This is a genomic window from Kitasatospora sp. NPDC086801 (assembly GCF_044745805.1).
Classification (GTDB): Bacteria; Actinomycetota; Actinomycetes; order Streptomycetales; family Streptomycetaceae; genus Kitasatospora.
The window spans coordinates 27,976-44,118 of record NZ_JBIVAX010000016.1 but is presented as its reverse complement, the minus strand read 5'-3'; the positions used below and the strand labels follow the sequence as shown (position 1 = coordinate 44,118).

The following is a 16,143-nucleotide window of genomic DNA, read 5'->3' as shown; positions in this document are numbered from 1 at the left end:
ACTGTCCCCCCGGGTCGGATGTGCCTCCGGCCGCCCCTCCCGGACGGCCGGACGAAGCATCGCCCACCGGGGCGAGCTTCGGGTGAAGAAGACACGACAATAGCGTGACGGCTCTACCGCTTCCGCCCGGGTTAGCGTGGGCCGTCCAGCAGGCGCGGCCGGTCCGCGCCGGAGCACCGAACACCGGAGGAACTCCCGTGTCCCTGGTCCGCGTCCACAACTTCTCGATCTCGCTCGACGGCTACGGAACGGGCGAGGGGCAGAGCCTCGACTCTCCGTTCGGCCACGCCGGCGACCGGCTGCACGGCTGGTTCTTCCAGACCCGGACCTTTCGGCGGATGCTCGGCCAGGAGGGCGGTGACACCGGCGTCGACGACGCGATGGCCCGCACCTGGGACGACGGCATCGGCGCGGAGATCATGGGGCGCAACAAGTTCGGCCCGCAGCGCGGCCCGTGGGAGGACCACGAGTGGAAGGGCTGGTGGGGGCCGGAGCCGGTGTTCCGCACCCCGGTCCTCGTGCTCACCCACCACCCGCGCCCCACGCTGGAGATGGCGGGCGGGACGACGTTCCACTTCGTCGGCGCCACGCCCGAGGAGGCGCTGCGCCGGGCCCGGGCGGCGGCCGACGGGAAGGACGTCCGGATCGGCGGCGGCCCGAGCACCGTCCGCGCCTTCCTGGAGGCCGACCTGATCGACCACCTGCACGTCGTGGTGGTGCCGATCGTCCTCGGCCGCGGTGAGCGGCTCTGGGACGGGCTCGAAGGCCTGGAGCAGCGCTTCCGCACCGAGGCGGTGAGCAGCCCGAGCGGCGTCACCCACCTCACCTTCACCCGGCGCTGACCGGGCGGTCGACGGGCCGCGGCGCGGTGGCCGAAGGGCGGTGGCCTCCCCGCAGTTGCGGGGAGGCCACCGTCACACCCGGGTCGGACCGGACCAGGCCCGACCCGGTCCGTCAGACCAGTCAGACCCGGTCGGCCGCGATCAGGACGTACTGGAACGAGCCGTCCTTGTAGGAGTTGATGAACGCCTCCTCGATGCCGGTGACCAGCGAGGAGGTGGCGCGCAGCTCCCAGTAGGGCAGGGTGGCGGGGGTCAGGTCGATGACGGCCTGCGGCACCAGGCGGTTGTCGGCCATGGCCCGCAGGTACTCCCGGCGGGAGTGGATGTTGCACTCGAAGTGCGCGTTGATCTGCGAGACCCACTTGGACGGCTGCCCGTAGGCGGGGTTCCAGCAGCCGGTGACGGTCACGTACCGGCCGCCGACGGCGAGGATCCGGGAGTGCTCGGCGAACAGGTCGTACAGGTCGACGTACATGCTGGATTCGTTGTTCCACGAACCCGCCACCTGGCCGGTCTCGAACGGCATGTCGAGCATGTTGCAGACCTGCGAGCGGACGAAGTCGCCGATGCCCAGCTCGTGGGCCCGGTTGTTGCCGAACTCGGCCTGCTTGGCGGAGAGCGTGACGCCCTGGACCCGGCAGCCGAAGCGCTCGTGGGCCATCACCATCGAGCCGCCGCGGCCGCAGCCGGCGTCCACCAGGGTGGCGTCGGCCGGGATCGGGCCCAGGTGGTCGAGGAGCAGTTCGGCCTGCGCGGACTCCAGGCGGTGCAGCTCGGTGATCACCTTCTTCTCGCGCTCGCTGTCGGCCGGGTCGCCGATGGCGGCCTGGTCGACGTCGCCGATGCCGTAGTGGTGGTGGTAGAGGCCGTCCACGTCGCCGAGGCGAAGGTTGACCGGCCGGGCCTCGTGGTCCCAGTAGCGTGCGATGTCGCCCTGGTAGGGAGTCGCCGGCCCGGGGATGGCGGCCTTGTCGGTGGGGGTGGTGATGTCATCGGTCAGGGACATGCGTCAGCTCCTAGCGGGTGATCAACGGAAGGGGGACGGCTGCCGGAAACGGTGGTTACCAGAAGTCGGGCAGGGTGTAGCGGAAGGAGTTGGTCTGGTGCCAGAAGTGGTTGCCGTCGACCCACGCGGACACGCCGCGCAGGAACCGTACGAGGGTCGGCACGGGGCAGGCCGCGGCCAGCGCGGCCGCCTCGGCCTCGAAGGCGTGCATCAGGTCGTTGTGGACCTCGACCGCCTTGAGGTAGCCGTCCCGGTGCGAGCGGTCCTCGCGTTCGGCGATCACCACGGGCAGGTTCAGGTGCAGTCCGGGGATGGACAGCTCCTTGGTGTACGAGTACAGGTCGTTGACGATGGTGGTGGCGTTGCCGGCCAGGGCGATCACGCGTTGCATGGCGGGGAGCGCGTGCAGTTCGGCGGGCAGCTCGTAGCCGCCGACGGTGTCCGTGATCGTCGGGCAGGGGCGGAAGTTGTTGAACTGGCGCATCGCCAGGTACTCCCAGACCTGCGGGACGTGCTCGGTCTCGGCCCACGACGCCTCGGCGAGGTACCCGAGGTGCAACCGGGCCATGTCGTGCCGGAAGCGGTCCGACTGGGAGGGCGTGGAGGCGCGGGTGAAGTACTCCATCGCGGAGCGGTACGCCCGGCGGGGGGCGTCCTCGTACAGCGAGGCCTCCCAGTCCGGGTGGTACTCCGGGGTGGTGTGCAGCGGGTCGAGCGCGGTGTGCGCCAGCAGCAGGCGCCCGCCGAGGCCGACCGGCGAGCCGCCGTGCTCCTCGCAGTAGCAGTCGTCGACCGCGTTCTCGGCGACCATCAGGCGGGCGGCGAGCATCAGGTGGTCGACGCTGGGCGCGTCCGGGTGGCAGGCCACCATGTAGCGGCCGGTCGAGAAGCCGTCGAACTGCTTCTCCCAGTCCGGCGGGTACAGCTCGACCTCGTCCAGCGCCCAGTCCTTGATCCTGAGGCTCAGCTCCTCCACCCGCACCGGGTCGGGCTCGGCCACCGGGTGGTGGTAGAGGCCCGGGATGGCGTCGCCGGGCTTCGGCTTGGAACCGCTCGGGGCAGGGCTGTCGGGCGAAAGGCCGTTCAGCGCGGGGGCACTGATCGTGGGGGCGCTGAACGCGGGGGCACTGGGCGCAGCGGCAGCGGGCGCAGCGGGCGCTGGCTCGCTCGGGGCGGCGTCGCTCGGCACCGGGTACAGGCCGGCGGTGCCCAGGCCGCTCGGTCCGCGCAGGATCCGCTCCATCGCCGTGGAGCTCATGACCCCACCACCCCGGCGGCGGTGCGCTCGAAGGGTGTCCCCGCTCTGGTGCACAGGGGCATGGAGCCTCCTCTGACTCTGATGAAGGATCGCAAGATCCGACGGGTCGTCACCTGACCGACGGCGCGGGCGGTCGTCGAACGCGACCCCGTCTCGCTCGGTTCACCACCGTAGGCGCGAGGTCGGTTCGGAAACGTTCCGGACGATCTCCTACACCCGATCAGGTGAACGTGAGCGCGTATGGCGTTTGAAACACGCCCCCGCCATGCATCGGTCCGCCGCACCGGCCGGTGTAAGGGGGAGAAGAATGGCCACGACCCCGTGACGAAACGGGGCCAGGAAGGACGTACCAGCACATGGAGACCCAGGGCCCCAGCCGCACCGCACTGGTCGAGGACCTCATGGAACGCTTCCCCGAGGTGCCCCGGGAGGCCGTGATCAAGGAGGACCTGCTGCGCGGCGGCATGGCCTTCGACGAGTCCGCCCTCAGCGGCAACACCGGCGCCGACGGGGGCGGCGAGGTCAAGCCGAAGTCGTACTTCATCTTCTCCTTCGACCACCGCACCCTGCCCGAACTCGGCGCGGCCGCGCTCAACCGCCCGCCGGAGGAGGTCGTGCTCACCGGCGGCCCGTACGGGCTGCGCCGCACCGTGGTGTCGGTGCGGGTCAACCCGGACTCTCCGTACCGGGTCGGCGCCGGGGAGGACGGCACGCTCGGCCTGTACCTCGACGGCGCGCGGATCGCCGACGTGGGCCTGCCCCCGATGCCGGACTACTACCGGCACAGCCTGGCCAACGGGAAGTCGGTGATGGAGGTCGCCCCGACCATCCAGTGGGGCTACCTGATCTACCTGACGGTCTTCCGGGTCTGCCAGTACTTCGGCGCCAAGGAGGAGTGCCAGTACTGCGACATCAACCACAACTGGCGCCAGCACAAGGCCGCCGGCCGCCCCTACACCGGGGTCAAGCCGGTCGAGGAGGTGCTGGAGGCGCTGGAGCTCATCGACCGCCACGACACCGCCCGCGCCTCCCGGGCGTACACCCTCACCGGCGGCGCCATCACCTCCCACGTCGGCGGCCGGGACGAGGCCGACTTCTACGGCCAGTACGCCAAGGCCATCGAGGAGCGCTTCCCCGGGCGCTGGATCGGCAAGGTGGTCGCCCAGGCCCTGCCGCGCGAGGACGTCCAGCGCTTCCACGACTACGGCGTGCGGATCTACCACCCCAACTTCGAGGTCTGGGACGAGCGCCTGTTCGAGCTGTACTGCCCCGGCAAGGAGCGCTACGTCGGCCGCGCCGAGTGGCACCGGCGCATCCTCGACTCCACCGAGGTGTTCGGCCCGGAGAACGTGATCCCCAACTTCGTCGCCGGGGTCGAGATGGCGCAGCCCTTCGGCTTCACCACCGTCGACGAGGCCATCGCCTCCACCCGGGAGGGCCTGCGCTTCTTCATGTCCCACGGTGTGGTGCCCCGCTTCACCACCTGGTGCCCCGAGCCCACCACGCCCCTCGGCAAGGCCAATCCCCAGGGTGCCCCGCTGGAGTACCACATCCGCCTGCTCCAGACCTACCGCGCCACCCTGGAGGAGTTCGGCCTCTCCTCCCCGCCCGGCTACGGCCCGGCCGGCCCCGGCAAGGCCGTCTTCTCGGTCAGCTCCTTCATGGACTCCCTGCCCGGCTGAACCCCCGCGCCCGCCGATCCCCCGGCCGGGATGACGGAACGTCAGGATGACGCCGGGGGCCGCCGAACCGCCGCGAGGAGGAGGCGCACCCCGCCGATCGGCGCGTAGGTGGGGGTACGAACAGCGTGTTAGCTTCCCGCCATGGGATTACGTGGGGCTCGTGGGGCGGCGGCGCGGTCGGCGATCGAGGGGATGCGGGAGCTCGTCGGGGAGGGGTTGACGACGCCGGAGGTGTTCCGGCGGGCGGATGAACTGCTGCGCCCGGTCCTGGAGTTCGACGCGGTGTGCTGGCACACGGCGGATCCGGCGACCGGGCTGGTGAACTCGGTGCAGAGCGAGGACCTCAGCCTGACGGCCTACGAGCACGCCGTCAGGCTGGAGGTCTGGGAGGACGACCTGGCGACCTTCCCGAAGATCCGGCACAGCGGGGTGCAGGCGGAGACGCTGAGCCGGGTGACCAGGGGGCGCCCGCAGGAGAGCGTGCGGTTCCGGGAGCAGATAGCACCGGCCGGGTTCGGGGACGAACTGCGGGCGGTGTTCGACGCGGCGGGCGGGATGTGGGGGTGCGCGGCGTTCATGCGGGCCCCGGACCGCGGCCCCTACCTGGGGCGCCAGCGCGAGCTCGCCGACGCCGCCGCCCGCCACCTGGGCAATGCGCTGCGGGCGTGCCACGTTCCTGCGGGGGCGCCGGACCGGGAGGACGCGGGGCCGGCGGTGCTGGTGCTCGACCGGGGCAACCGGCTGCGGGCGCTGTCCGGGCCGGCCGAGAACCTGCTCGACCGGCTGGCCGACCCCTCCCCCACCTCGCTCGCCATCCCGACCTGCGTGGCGATGGCCGCCGAGCACGCCCGCCGGGCGGCGCACGGGCTGGCCGCACCGCAGTCGCCGGTGCGGGTCCGCACCCGGGACGAACGCTGGTACCTGCTGCACGGATCGGCGCTGCGCGGCGGCGCGGCGGCGGACGAGGTGACGGTGGTGGCCACGCCCGCCTCACCGGCCGAGCTGATGCCGCTCCACCTGGCCGCGTACGGGCTGACCGCCCGTGAGCAGGAGGTGGCGCTGCTGCTGGTGCGCGGCAGCGACACCCGGGACGTGGCCCGGCTGCTCGCGATGACGCCGTACACGGTGCAGGACCACCTGAAATCGGTGTTCACCAAGACCGGGGTGGGCAGTCGGCAGGAGCTGATCGCGCGGATCATGCTCGGCGGGGGGCGCTGCTGACCCGGGCCCCGCCCGGCGGACGTGCGCCCGGGCAGGACCGGTCAGGCACCCTGCCGGACCGCGCAAACGACCCGATAAGATGACCGGCGGTGTGCCGGGAAGTCTGGTCGGCTCGGGGGACGACTGCAGCGCTCGGGCGGCGGCGACCCCGATCGTGATGGGTCGTTTCCGCAGATGCACGCCGTGGGGATCGTTCTGGTTCTGGTGGTTCTGGCCACGAGCGTGGCCACCTTCGCCCAGCGGTTGCGGGTGCCCGCGCCCTCCCTGCTGGTCCTGGTTGGCCTCGCGGTCGCGATGGTCCCCGGTGTGCCCGCGCTGCACGTGCCGCCGCAGGCCATCGCCCTGGTGGTGCTCCCGCCCCTGCTCTACTCCTCCGCCGAGGACCTGTCGCTGCGTGACCTGCGCACGGTGTGGCGCCCGGTGACGATCCTCTCCTTCGGCCTGGTCTTCGCCTCCGCCGCCGCCGTGGGCTTCGTGGCCATCGCCGTCGCCGGGCTGCCGCCCGCGATGGCGTTCGTGCTGGGGGCCGTCCTGTCCAGCACCGACCCGGTGGCCGTCACCGCGCTCGGCCGGCGGCTGGCGCTGCCGGGGCGCGTCCAGGTGCTGGTGCAGGCCGAGAGCCTGTTCAACGACGCCACCTCGCTGGTGCTGTTCAAGGTCGCCGTCGGGGTCGCCGTGGCCGTGGGCGGCACGGTGGACCTGCCCGCGGCGGGCGGCGAGCTGCTGCTGCTCGGCGGGGGCGGCAGCCTGGTCGGCGCTGCCGTGGCCGGCCTGGTGTGGCTGATCCGGCGCCGCACCGCCGACCCCGTCCTGGAGACCGTGATAGCCCTGGTCACCCCGTACGCGGCGTACGTGCTGGCGGAGTCCGCGCACACCTCCGGGGTGACCTCGGTCGTGGTCGCCGGCGTCCTGCTCGGCCGTTCCGGCCACCGCCTCACCGACGCCCGCATCCGGCTCCAACTGCACGCCGTCTCGGCGGTGGTGGTGTTCCTGCTGGAGAGCGTCGTGTTCAGCATCGTCGGCCTGCAACTGCCCGCCCTGGTCCGGGACCTGCCGGCCGGCACCGGCTGGTGGCCGCTCCAGGCGCTCGCGCTGGCGGCCGTGCTGATCGCCGTCCGGGTGCTGTGGACGCTGCCGCTGACCCGCGGGGTCAAGCCCGCCCGCGGCCGGCTGTCCTGGCGGGTCGCCGGGGTCGTCACCTGGGCCGGCACCCGGGGCGTCATGCCGCTGGCGGCGGCCCTGTCCATCCCGCTGCTCACCGAGGACGGCAACCGGATCGCCGGGCGCCCGCTCGTCCTGGTGCTGACCACCGCCGTGGTCGTCCTCACCCTGGTCGTGCAGGGCCTGACCCTCGCCGCCGTGGTCCACCGCTCCGGGCTCGCCCTGGAACCCGAGCACACCGCCCGCGAGGAGGACGACGCCCGCGACACCCTCAACCGCGCCGCCCTCGACCACGTCGACCACCTCGCCGCCCTGGAGGTCATGCCCGACACCGCGATCGACCGGGTCCGGCGCGGCCTCGCCGCCCGCCTCGACCGCACCCCCGAGGCCCCCGACGGCACCACCGCCGACGCCGCCTACCGCCAGCTCCGGCACGAGGTCATCACCGTGCAGAACGCCCGGCTGCACCGCCTCTACGAGGAACACCTCATCAGCGACACCACCCTGCGCCTCCTCCAGCGCGACCTCGACCTGGAACAGGCCGGACTCGGCCGTCCGTGACGGGCCCGCCCGACCGGTCCGGCAGGCCCCCGGCCTTCCGCGCCTCCGGGCCGCCGGTCAGACTGTCGCGAGCACATCGCCCGCACCACCGAACGGGGGCCACATGGCAAAGGGCAGGAAGAAGCAGAAGCGACCGCTGAGCGCAGCGGCCGCCGCCCAGCGGCCGAAGACCGCCAAGCGGAAGCCCCGGAAGGACAAGCCGACGTCGCCCCGTACCGTCCGCCGAGCGGCGGTCCTGGTCGCGGTGCTCGCCCCGCTGCTGATGGTCGGCCTGATGGTGCTCGCCGTCGACCCGGACCACAGCGCGCCCTTCACGGTCCTCGCCGTGCTGGTGCTCATCGCCTCGCTGGGCGGGCTGATGGTGGTGCGGGCCGCCGGCTGGGTGCTCTGGCCGGGTGTCCTGCTCGGGGTCCTGCTGCTGGCCCTGCCCACCACCATCGTCCGGGCGGAGGTGCTCGCGCAGCGCGGCGAGCGGATCGAGATGGTCGTCACCGAGGCCCACAGCTCCAAGGACCGCAGCGGCCGGGTCAGCTGGTCCTGCGCGATCCGCCGCGCGGACGGGAAGCCGCTGCCGCATCCCAAGTACCAGGGCGAAGGCTGCACCGGATCGTCCTCCGTCGGCACCACCACCCCCGTCCTCGTCGACCCCGACGGCTGGGCCCCGCCCGCCTCCGCGGACCTCGACCTCGCCTTCCTGCACGGCGGCGTCTACGCCCTGGGCGGCCTGAGCCTGCTCTGGGTCCTGCTCGTCTCCGCCGCCGCCCGCCGCAGCCTCCGGGACTCCCGCGCCGCGGCACCCGCCTGACGGTCGGGCACCGCTCCTGCCCACCGCCGGGCGTGCCGACGGCTGAGCAGGAGCACCCCGGCGGTCGGCGGCCGTTCGCCGGGCCCGCTTGCCGGGCCGCGCGGGCGGCCGGTCCGTCAGGCCGTACTGCCCTGCGGCACGGTGTAGACGAACTCCTCGATCCGGTCGATCAGGCCGTCCTCGAACCGGAAGTACACGACGGTCGGGACCTCCTGGACGACCCCCTCGGCCGACAGCAGGTGGATGACGTGCTGCTGGAGCACCTCGTCCGGCTTCTCGAACTGGCGGAGGACCTCGAACCGCAGCGACTCGACACCGGCGGCGAAGGCCTTGAAGTGCACGAGCCGCTCGTCGATCGCCTGCTCGTCCTTGCCGTCGTTCTGCCACACGGTGGCCTTCTCGGTGCACAGCGCCCGGAAGCCGGCGAAGTCGTTCGCCTCCAGGCGCCGCAGACCCGAGATGACCGTCTCGCCGATGCTCTGTGCCATGCCGAACTCCTGTGTCCGTCGGGTCGAATGCGGGGCTGGTGCTGCGGTGTCGCGGTCAGCGGGGAAGCAGACCGAGGTGGCGCAGGTCGGTGACGTACTTGCGGACGAGGGCCGCCGACAGGTGCGGGATGTCCTGGTCGGGGCCCACCTTGGCGGCCCGCACGGCGGCCCGGAAGCCGTCGGCGGGGACCGCCGACCCGGGGACGCCTTCCCCGGGCCGCGCGAAGGCGTGCAGCAGGGGCAGCAGCGAGTGCTGGCGCTGCTTCTCCGGCAGGGTGCGCAGCGCGGTGGTGATCCGGGCGAGCCAGTCGTCGTAGTCGTCGATCCGCCGGATCGGGTGGCCGGCCTCGATCAGCCAGTCGACGAAGGTGTCCAGGGAGACGCCGTCGTCGTGCGGGTTCAGCGCGTTGAAAGTCCGGTAGCCCTCGGCGGCCCGGGCGCCCAGCGCGGTGACGGCCTCGGCGGTGAAGTCGACCGGCAGGCCGTCGTAGTGGGCGCGCCCGCCGCCGCGGTAGAAGGAGCCCGGGGCGATGCCGGTGGCGAGCAGGCTGAGCAGCAGGCGGGTGAACACGTCGGGCACGTTCAGCTGCCCCCGGTACCCGCCGTGCGCGAGGATCATGTCCGACCGCAGGGTGACGACCGGCAGTCCGCACAGGTCGTGGGCCTCGCGGAGCAGCACCTCGCCGGCCCACTTGCTGGTCGCGTACCCGTGCGCGTAGCCGTGCGCGTCGCCGCCGCCGGAGCCCTGGTCGAGGTGCCGGACCGGGCTGGTGGCGCGGATGTCGCCGTCCTCGTCGAGGGCCGCGGTCGCGGCGCCGGCCACCACGGCGACGGTGGACACGTAGGTGACGGGCTTGAGCCGGGTGGTGAGCGCCAGCCGGATCACTTCGGCCGTGCCGACGACATTGGGCCCGAACAACTGGTCGTAGGGCAGGACGTGGTTGACCAGGGCGGCGGGGTGGACGATCAGGTCCACGGTGTCGGCCAGCCGCTGCCAGGTGTCCTCGGCCAGGCCCAGCCGCGGCTCGCCGATGTCGCCCGCCAGCACCTCCAGCGCCCCGTCCGCCAACTCCCGGTACCGCCGCAGCAGTTCGGGGTCGCCGCTGTCGAAGGCCGCCGCCAGTCGCTGCGCCGCGACGGCGGCGTCGGCGGCGCGGACGACGCAGACCAGCCTGCCGCCCGCGGGCGCCAGCCGCTCCAGCCATTCCAGACAGAGGAACCGGCCGAGGTAGCCGGTGGCCCCGGTGAGCAGGACGGTGCGGACGGCGCCGTCGGGGCGGGGCAGCGTCGGGGCGGCGGCGAGCGTCGCCGCGTCGAGGAACCGGTCCAGGGTGAGGTCGCCGGCGCGGGCCTCGGCGGCGTGCTCGCCGTGGACGGACGCGGCGGTGGGCCGGTTCGCCCCGGAGCGGCGCTGCTCCTCGATGTACCCCGCCACCCGCGCCAGGTCGTTGGCCGGGCTGATCACCACCCCGACCGGGACCTCGACCTGGAAGATCTCCGTCATGAGGGCGGCGAAGGACAGCGCGGACAGCGAGTCCCCGCCCAGGTCGGTGAAGTGCGCGTCGGTGCTCAGGTCGGTGCCCGCGCAGCCCAGCAGCGCCTGGGCGGCCCGGCCGACCGTCTCCAGCACCGGCCGCTGCGGCCCGGCCCGGCGCAGCTCGCGCAGCTGCCGGTCCTGCCCGTCGGCGAGTTCGGCGTAGAGCCGCTCCAGGGCCTCGCCGTAGCGCTCCCTGAGCCGGGGGCGCAGCAGTTTGTGGCTGTCGGCGAGCAGGCCGTTCGCGGCGCTGAAGGGTTCGGTCTCGATCAGGACGTCGCGCGGGATCTCGTACGAGTTGAGCTCGGCCTCCTTGGCCGTCCGCTGGAGCGACTCGACGAGCAGCGGCTTGAGCGACTCGGCGTCCCCGCCGGCCCTGGCCAGCGCTTCCGGGGCGGGCACCACCACGGCCAGCGGGTAGGCGCGCTCGCTGTTGCCGTACACGAAGACCTGCCGGATCAGGGGGCTGGCGACGAAGGCGGTCTCCAGGCGGGAGACGGCCACGAACTCGCCCTGGGAGAGCTTCAGGACATCCTTGGTGCGGTCGACGTAGACCAGCCGGTCCGGCCCGATCTCGGCCATGATGTCGCCGGTCCGGTAGTAGCCGTCCGCGTCGAAGATCTCGGCGGTGAGTTCGGGCCGCTTGTAGTAGCCGGGAATGGCGGTGGCGGTCTTGAGCAGCAGTTCCCCGCGCGGGTGCGGCGAGTCGGTCCGGAAGTAGCCGAGTTCCGGGACGTCGACCAGCTTGTAGTCGATGACCGGCGGGCGCTGCACCACCGAGTCGAGCAGCACCCCGCCGGCCTCGGTGGAGCCGTAGCCGGTGTACAGGTGGAAGCCCAGGCAGGACTCGACGAAGGCCGCCACCTCGGCGGAGAGCGGGGCGGTGCCGCAGAAGGCCTTGGTGACGCGCCCGCCCAGGACGTTCTCCCGCAGGTCGGTCCTGACCGCCGTGTCGACGTCGCCGGGTTCGCCGGCCCGCCGGTCCAGTTCGCTGCGGTACCGCTGGAAGAGCAGGTCGCAGATGCGCGGGACCATGGTCAGCTCGGTGGGGCGGACCAGGGCGATGTCGTCGAGCAGGGTGGACAGGTCGCTCCTGGCGGTGAAGTAGCCGACGCCGCCCCGGGAGAGCGAGCCCAGCAGCGACCACTGACCGGCGAGGTGGCTCTGCGGCATGTAGTGGACGCTGACCGGGGGCGTGTCCTCCGCGCCGTAGCTGAAGCCGTTCCACGCGGTGCGGACCAGTCGTTGGGGGTACACGGCCCCCTTGGGGGTGCCGGTGCTCCCGGAGGTGTAGATGAGCAGCGCCAACGGGTCCTCGCCCGGGGCGGCGACGAACAGGGGCGCGGGCGGCAGGCCGGCCCCGGCCTCGATCACCGCGGCCAGCGGGTCGACGGCCACCGGGCGGCCGGCCTCGGCCAGGCGCCGCCGGGCGGACTCGAAGGCGGCGCGGTGCTCGGCGACGTCGGGGCGGTGGTCGAACACGATCACGCGCCGGATCGAGGGCGCCCCGAGGACGGCTTCGACGGCGGTGTCCAGGCGCTCGATGCTCGCCGCGAGGGCGCGCGGCTCGGTCTCCGCGACGATCGGCACCAGCTGGGACAGCGGCGCGCTGGACTGCAACGGCACGGCCACCACGCCCGCGTGCATGCACGCGAGGTCGAGCGTGGCGTAGTCGGTGCTGGTGAAGCCCAGGATGCAGAGCCGGTCGCCCGCGCTCAGCGGGTGGTCCGGGTGGTGGTGCCACTCGCCGGCGACGGCGCGTACGCGGGCCCACAGTTGGCGGTAGCTGACGGTGTCGAAGCCCGGCAGCAGGCGCCCGGTCGAGGGCTCCCGGGTGCGTTCGCCGAGGGCGGGCCGGTCACCGTAGCCCTCCATGATGGCCGCCATGACCTCGGCGAGTCCCTTGCCCGGATCACGCACGGCCGTGGTGATCTCCTCCGGTGGTTCGGCCATGCTGAGCCCTCCCGTAGCGTCCGGGTGATGTCGGAATGCGAACTGGACCGCGGCCGGAGCGATCGCCGAGGCCTGGCGCTCAGGCGGTCGTTCCGGCCGGCGGGCGTCTCACCAGGCGACCGGCAGCGCGTCCGCGCCGCGGATGAGCCGCTCCGTCCGCCAGGTCACCTGGTCGGCCGGCACGGCGAGGTGCAGGCCGGGCAGGCGGCGCACCAGGGTGTCCAGCACGACGCGCAGTTCCATCCTGGCCAGGGCCGCGCCGAGGCAGTGGTGGATGCCGTGTCCGAAGGTGACGTGCGGGATGTTCTTCCGGCGGAAGTCGATCTCCTCGGGGCGGTCGAACACCTCCGGGTCCCGGTTGGCCAGGGAGAACTCGGTGACCACCGCGTCGCCGGCCCGGACGGTCTGCCCGCCCAGCTCCACGTCCTCGGTGGCGATCCGGGTGAAGCCGGCGGTGGCGCTGATCGGGATGATCCGGGAGAGCTCCTCGACGGCGTCGGGGATCAGGCCGGGATCGGCGACGAGCTCGTGCCAGAGCTCGGGCCTGGTCAGCAGCGTGTAGACGAAGTTGCCGATCTGGTTGGCGGTGGCCTCCTGGCCGGCGGACAGCAGGCTGACCCCGAGGCTGACCAGCTCCTCCTCGGTGAGCCGGTTCTCCTCGTCCTCCACGGCGACCAGTTCGCCGAGCAGGTCGCTGGTGGGCTCGACGCGGCGCTCGGCGACCAGGCCGGCGAGGTAGTCGTTGAGGTGCCCGCGGTCCCGCGCGGAGCGGGCCGGGTCGGAGAGCATCAGCAGGCCGTCCACCCAGGCGTTGAACCGGTCGCGGTCCTCGACGGGCACGCCGAGCAGTTCGCAGATCATCGTGATCGGCAGCGGCCAGGTCAGCATCTGGGTCAGGTCGGCGGGCGAGCCCGTGGCGATCATGGTGTCGAGCAGGCCGTCCACGATCTGCTGGGCGCGCGGGCGCATCGCCTCGACCCGGCGCACGGTGAAGGGGTTGGCGACCCGGCGCCGCAGCCGGCTGTGCTCCGGCGGGTCCATGCTCAGCATCGAGGTGCGGGGCAGGCCGGCCGAGACGATGCGGGGCACGTCCTCGCCCGCGGCGGCGGCCCGGCTGAACCGGGGGTCGGCCAGCACCGTCCTGACGTCGGCGTGCCGGGTGACCAGCCAGGCGTCGCCGCCGTAGGGCAGGCTCACCCGCAGCACCGGCTGCTCGCCGCAGGCCTCGGCCAGCTTCGGGTCCACGTTGAGCTGGTCGGCCGGACCGAACGGATAGGCCCGCGGCCCTTCTTCTGTCGCGGTCAACGTGTCAGTCCTTCCAGTCCTGGCGGGCGGTCACAGGGACGCGCTCTTCCCGCCGTCGATGACGAGGTTGCTTCCGGTGATCCATGAGGCACGCCGGGAGACCAGGAAGCCGACCGCCTCGGCGATGTCCTGGGTCTGGCCGATCCGCCCGAGCGGGACCTCGTCGGCCCAGTCCCCCTCCGATTCCATGCCGAGATAGTCGACGATCTTGTCGCGCGCCTCATCCGCCCCAGGAGTCATCACGTTTCCCGGGGAGATCGCGACCACCCGGATTCCGTCCGGCGCCAGCTCGACCGCGAGCCCCTTGCTGTACACCTCCAGCGCGGATTTCGCGGCGGCGTAGTGCAGGATCATCGGGTAGGAGGAAATGGTCGCGATGGAGGAGAGGTGCACGATGACCCCGCCGCCGGCCGTGCGCATGGCCGGCACGAGTGCGGCATTGAGCCGGACGGCGGCCAGGAAATTGATGTCGACCGTGTACTGCCAGTCGTTCTCGATTTCCAGCGCGGTCTGGAAGGCGCGGCAGCCGCCGGCGTTGTTGACCACGATGTCCACCCCGCCGAGGGAGTCCAGCGCGGCGTCGGCGAACGCCCGCACCCCGGCCGGCGAACTGAGGTCGGCCTGGATGAACTTGGCTGCGGACGGGGTGTGTTCGGTGGCCTTGCGGGCGGAGGTGACGACGGTGGCGCCGGCGTCGAGCAGGTTCTGCACGATCGCGGCGCCGATGCCGCGGCTGCCGCCGGTGACCACGGCCCGCTTGCCGTCCAGTTCAGTGGAAATCTGCGCGGTAAGGCGACTCTGGCTCACCCTGGGTTCCGCCACCTTTCGTTCCTGGGAAATTCCTTTCCGCGGCACTGGTCGGCAAGGGAATCAATTCTCCAGTTGCGACCCAGAAGGCGACGCGGAACCACCTGCACCACTATCCGTGATCTCCCGGACACGGTCAACATGATTGTTTCGATGCAATGGATCGCCTCAGGCAATGCAGCGCCGACGACGGCAGTGGCTGGACGCCGCGATCAACAGGGTCGATAATCATGCGCTACCGAGGTGCGGCCGACCACACCATTTTCCGCACGGCCCGGAAACGATTCGCCGGAGCGGCGGAACCGGAGTGGCGGAATGGACGCACACGGGATGTCCACACCATGAATGCCGAGAACTCGGGAGGAACCCATGGCCAGCCTGGACGAGCCGTTCGTGGTGGGTGATCTGACGGTCCCCAACCGCATCGTGATGGCCCCGATGACCAGGATGCAGTCCCCCGGCGGCGTGCCGGGCGAGGAGGTGGCCGAGTACTACGCCCGCCGGGCGGCCCACCAGGTCGGACTGATCATCACCGAGGGCACCTACATCGACCGCGCCGCCGCCCACGGGTACGACCACGTGCCCCACTTCCACGGCGAACGGGCGCTGGCCGGCTGGGCCCGCGTGGTGCGGCGGGTGCACGAGGCCGGCGGCAGGATCATCCCGCAGCTGTGGCACACCGGGGTCGTGCGCGCCGGGACGGAGCCGCCCGCCGAAGGCCCGTCCGGGCTCGGCCTGGACGGCGCCCCGACCGGGCGGGCGATGACCCAACAGGACATCGACGACACGGTGGCCGCCTTCACCGAGGCCGCCGTGACCGCCGAGCGGCTCGGGTTCGACGGCGTCGAACTGCACGGCGCGCACGGCTACCTGATCGACGACTTCCTGTGGAACGGCACCAACCGGCGCACCGACGGCTACGGCGGCGACACGGCCTCCCGCGCCCGCTTCGGCGCCGAGATCGTGCAGGCCATCCGCGCGGTCGTCAGCCCGGGCTTCCCGGTCTTCTTCCGGCTCTCCCAGTGGAAGATCGGCAACTACGGGGCCCGCATCGCGCAGAGCCCGGCCGAGCTGGAGCAGTTGCTGACCCCGCTGGCCGACGCCGGGGTCGACGCGTTCCACGGCTCCACCCGCCGCTACTGGCAGCCCGAATTCGACGGCAGCGACCTCAACCTGGCCGGCTGGGCGCGCAAGCTCACCGGCAAGGCCGCCGTCACGGTCGGCTCGGTGGGCCTGGACCAGCAGTACGGCGAGGGCGAGTTCGCCCAGGGCTACACCAGCCGGGCCGGCGTGACCGGCATCGACGAACTGCTGGCCCGCCTCAAGCGCGACGAGTTCGACCTCGTCGCCGTCGGCCGCACCCTGCTGGCCAACCCGGACTGGGCCGCCAGGGCGCTGCGCGGCGACCTCTCCCGGACCGTCCCGTACGACCCGGCCGTGCTCGCCAGCCTGGTCTGACCGCGCCGTTCGACGAACGGGCACCCGAGAAGCGGGGGGGGGGCGGCGGGCGGGGGGGGGGC

Annotated in this window: 12 protein-coding genes; 6 read left to right on the top strand and 6 right to left on the bottom strand. The window is 72.6% G+C overall.

Annotated elements, in window-relative coordinates; translation table 11 throughout:
- Positions 1 to 197: 197 nt before the first annotated feature.
- Complete coding sequence (locus ACIPLC_RS18840; RefSeq protein ID WP_400474120.1) at positions 198 to 842, top strand: dihydrofolate reductase family protein; 645 nt, start codon at positions 198 to 200, stop codon at positions 840 to 842.
- A 121-nt stretch (positions 843 to 963) separates the two neighbouring features.
- Here ACIPLC_RS18840 and ACIPLC_RS18835 read toward each other — a convergent pair whose 3' ends face one another.
- Positions 964 to 1,848 carry a geranyl diphosphate 2-C-methyltransferase gene (locus tag ACIPLC_RS18835; RefSeq protein WP_400474119.1) on the bottom strand — a complete coding sequence of 295 codons (885 nt, stop codon included), beginning with the start codon at positions 1,846 to 1,848 and terminating at the stop codon, positions 964 to 966.
- A 55-nt stretch (positions 1,849 to 1,903) separates the two neighbouring features.
- Positions 1,904 to 3,106: a family 2 encapsulin nanocompartment cargo protein terpene cyclase gene (locus tag ACIPLC_RS18830; RefSeq protein ID WP_400474118.1), complete on the bottom strand. Its 1,203-nt coding sequence runs from the start codon at positions 3,104 to 3,106 to the stop codon at positions 1,904 to 1,906.
- 356 nt (positions 3,107 to 3,462) lie between these two features.
- Here ACIPLC_RS18830 and ACIPLC_RS18825 point away from each other — a divergent pair, with 356 nt between their 5' ends.
- The 4 genes from ACIPLC_RS18825 to ACIPLC_RS18810 all read left to right on the top strand — a co-directional run bounded on the left by ACIPLC_RS18825 (position 3,463) and on the right by ACIPLC_RS18810 (position 8,536).
- Positions 3,463 to 4,788 carry a radical SAM protein gene (locus ACIPLC_RS18825; RefSeq protein WP_400474117.1) on the top strand — a complete coding sequence of 442 codons (1,326 nt, stop codon included), beginning with the start codon at positions 3,463 to 3,465 and terminating at the stop codon, positions 4,786 to 4,788.
- A 192-nt stretch (positions 4,789 to 4,980) separates the two neighbouring features.
- The gene (locus ACIPLC_RS18820) at positions 4,981 to 6,009 is read left to right on the top strand and encodes a helix-turn-helix transcriptional regulator (RefSeq protein ID WP_400474116.1); all 1,029 of its coding nucleotides are present in this window, start codon (positions 4,981 to 4,983) and stop codon (positions 6,007 to 6,009) included.
- A 174-nt stretch (positions 6,010 to 6,183) separates the two neighbouring features.
- Positions 6,184 to 7,731 carry a Na+/H+ antiporter gene (locus tag ACIPLC_RS18815; protein ID WP_400474115.1) on the top strand — a complete coding sequence of 516 codons (1,548 nt, stop codon included), beginning with the start codon at positions 6,184 to 6,186 and terminating at the stop codon, positions 7,729 to 7,731.
- A gap of 103 nt (positions 7,732 to 7,834) precedes the next feature.
- Positions 7,835 to 8,536 carry a hypothetical protein gene (locus ACIPLC_RS18810; protein ID WP_400474114.1) on the top strand — a complete coding sequence of 234 codons (702 nt, stop codon included), beginning with the start codon at positions 7,835 to 7,837 and terminating at the stop codon, positions 8,534 to 8,536.
- A 116-nt stretch (positions 8,537 to 8,652) separates the two neighbouring features.
- On the opposite strand, the gene ACIPLC_RS18805 is transcribed toward ACIPLC_RS18810, so the two are convergent.
- From ACIPLC_RS18805 to ACIPLC_RS18790, 4 genes are all read right to left on the bottom strand, one after another.
- Entirely contained in the window at positions 8,653 to 9,024 is a 372-nt protein-coding gene (locus ACIPLC_RS18805) for a nuclear transport factor 2 family protein (RefSeq protein ID WP_400474113.1), read from the bottom strand.
- A 55-nt stretch (positions 9,025 to 9,079) separates the two neighbouring features.
- Complete coding sequence (gene car, locus ACIPLC_RS18800; RefSeq protein WP_400474112.1) at positions 9,080 to 12,511, bottom strand: carboxylic acid reductase; 3,432 nt, start codon at positions 12,509 to 12,511, stop codon at positions 9,080 to 9,082.
- A 108-nt stretch (positions 12,512 to 12,619) separates the two neighbouring features.
- Positions 12,620 to 13,816 carry a cytochrome P450 gene (locus ACIPLC_RS18795; RefSeq protein WP_400474111.1) on the bottom strand — a complete coding sequence of 399 codons (1,197 nt, stop codon included), beginning with the start codon at positions 13,814 to 13,816 and terminating at the stop codon, positions 12,620 to 12,622.
- Positions 13,817 to 13,846: 30 nt separating this feature from the next.
- Positions 13,847 to 14,623, bottom strand: a complete 777-nt coding sequence (locus ACIPLC_RS18790) for an SDR family oxidoreductase (RefSeq protein ID WP_400474110.1) — start codon at positions 14,621 to 14,623, stop codon at positions 13,847 to 13,849.
- Positions 14,624 to 14,992: 369 nt separating this feature from the next.
- On the opposite strand from ACIPLC_RS18790, the gene ACIPLC_RS18785 reads away from it, so the two are divergent.
- Positions 14,993 to 16,081: an NADH:flavin oxidoreductase gene (locus ACIPLC_RS18785; RefSeq protein WP_400474109.1), complete on the top strand. Its 1,089-nt coding sequence runs from the start codon at positions 14,993 to 14,995 to the stop codon at positions 16,079 to 16,081.
- Positions 16,082 to 16,143 lie beyond the last annotated feature (62 nt).

Bases quoted from the DNA above. Each gene is read 5' to 3' on its own strand.
- ACIPLC_RS18835 (WP_400474119.1), bottom strand. From the start codon at position 1,848: ATGTCCCTGACCGATGACATCACCACCCCCACCGACAAGGCCGCCATC.
- ACIPLC_RS18830 (WP_400474118.1), bottom strand. From the start codon at position 3,106: ATGAGCTCCACGGCGATGGAGCGGATCCTGCGCGGACCGAGCGGCCTG.
- ACIPLC_RS18825 (WP_400474117.1), top strand. From the start codon at position 3,463: ATGGAGACCCAGGGCCCCAGCCGCACCGCACTGGTCGAGGACCTCATG.
- ACIPLC_RS18820 (WP_400474116.1), top strand. From the start codon at position 4,981: ATGCGGGAGCTCGTCGGGGAGGGGTTGACGACGCCGGAGGTGTTCCGG.
- ACIPLC_RS18815 (WP_400474115.1), top strand. From the start codon at position 6,184: ATGCACGCCGTGGGGATCGTTCTGGTTCTGGTGGTTCTGGCCACGAGC.
- ACIPLC_RS18810 (WP_400474114.1), top strand. From the start codon at position 7,835: ATGGCAAAGGGCAGGAAGAAGCAGAAGCGACCGCTGAGCGCAGCGGCC.
- ACIPLC_RS18805 (WP_400474113.1), bottom strand. From the start codon at position 9,024: ATGGCACAGAGCATCGGCGAGACGGTCATCTCGGGTCTGCGGCGCCTG.
- car (WP_400474112.1), bottom strand. From the start codon at position 12,511: ATGGCCGAACCACCGGAGGAGATCACCACGGCCGTGCGTGATCCGGGC.
- ACIPLC_RS18785 (WP_400474109.1), top strand. From the start codon at position 14,993: ATGGCCAGCCTGGACGAGCCGTTCGTGGTGGGTGATCTGACGGTCCCC.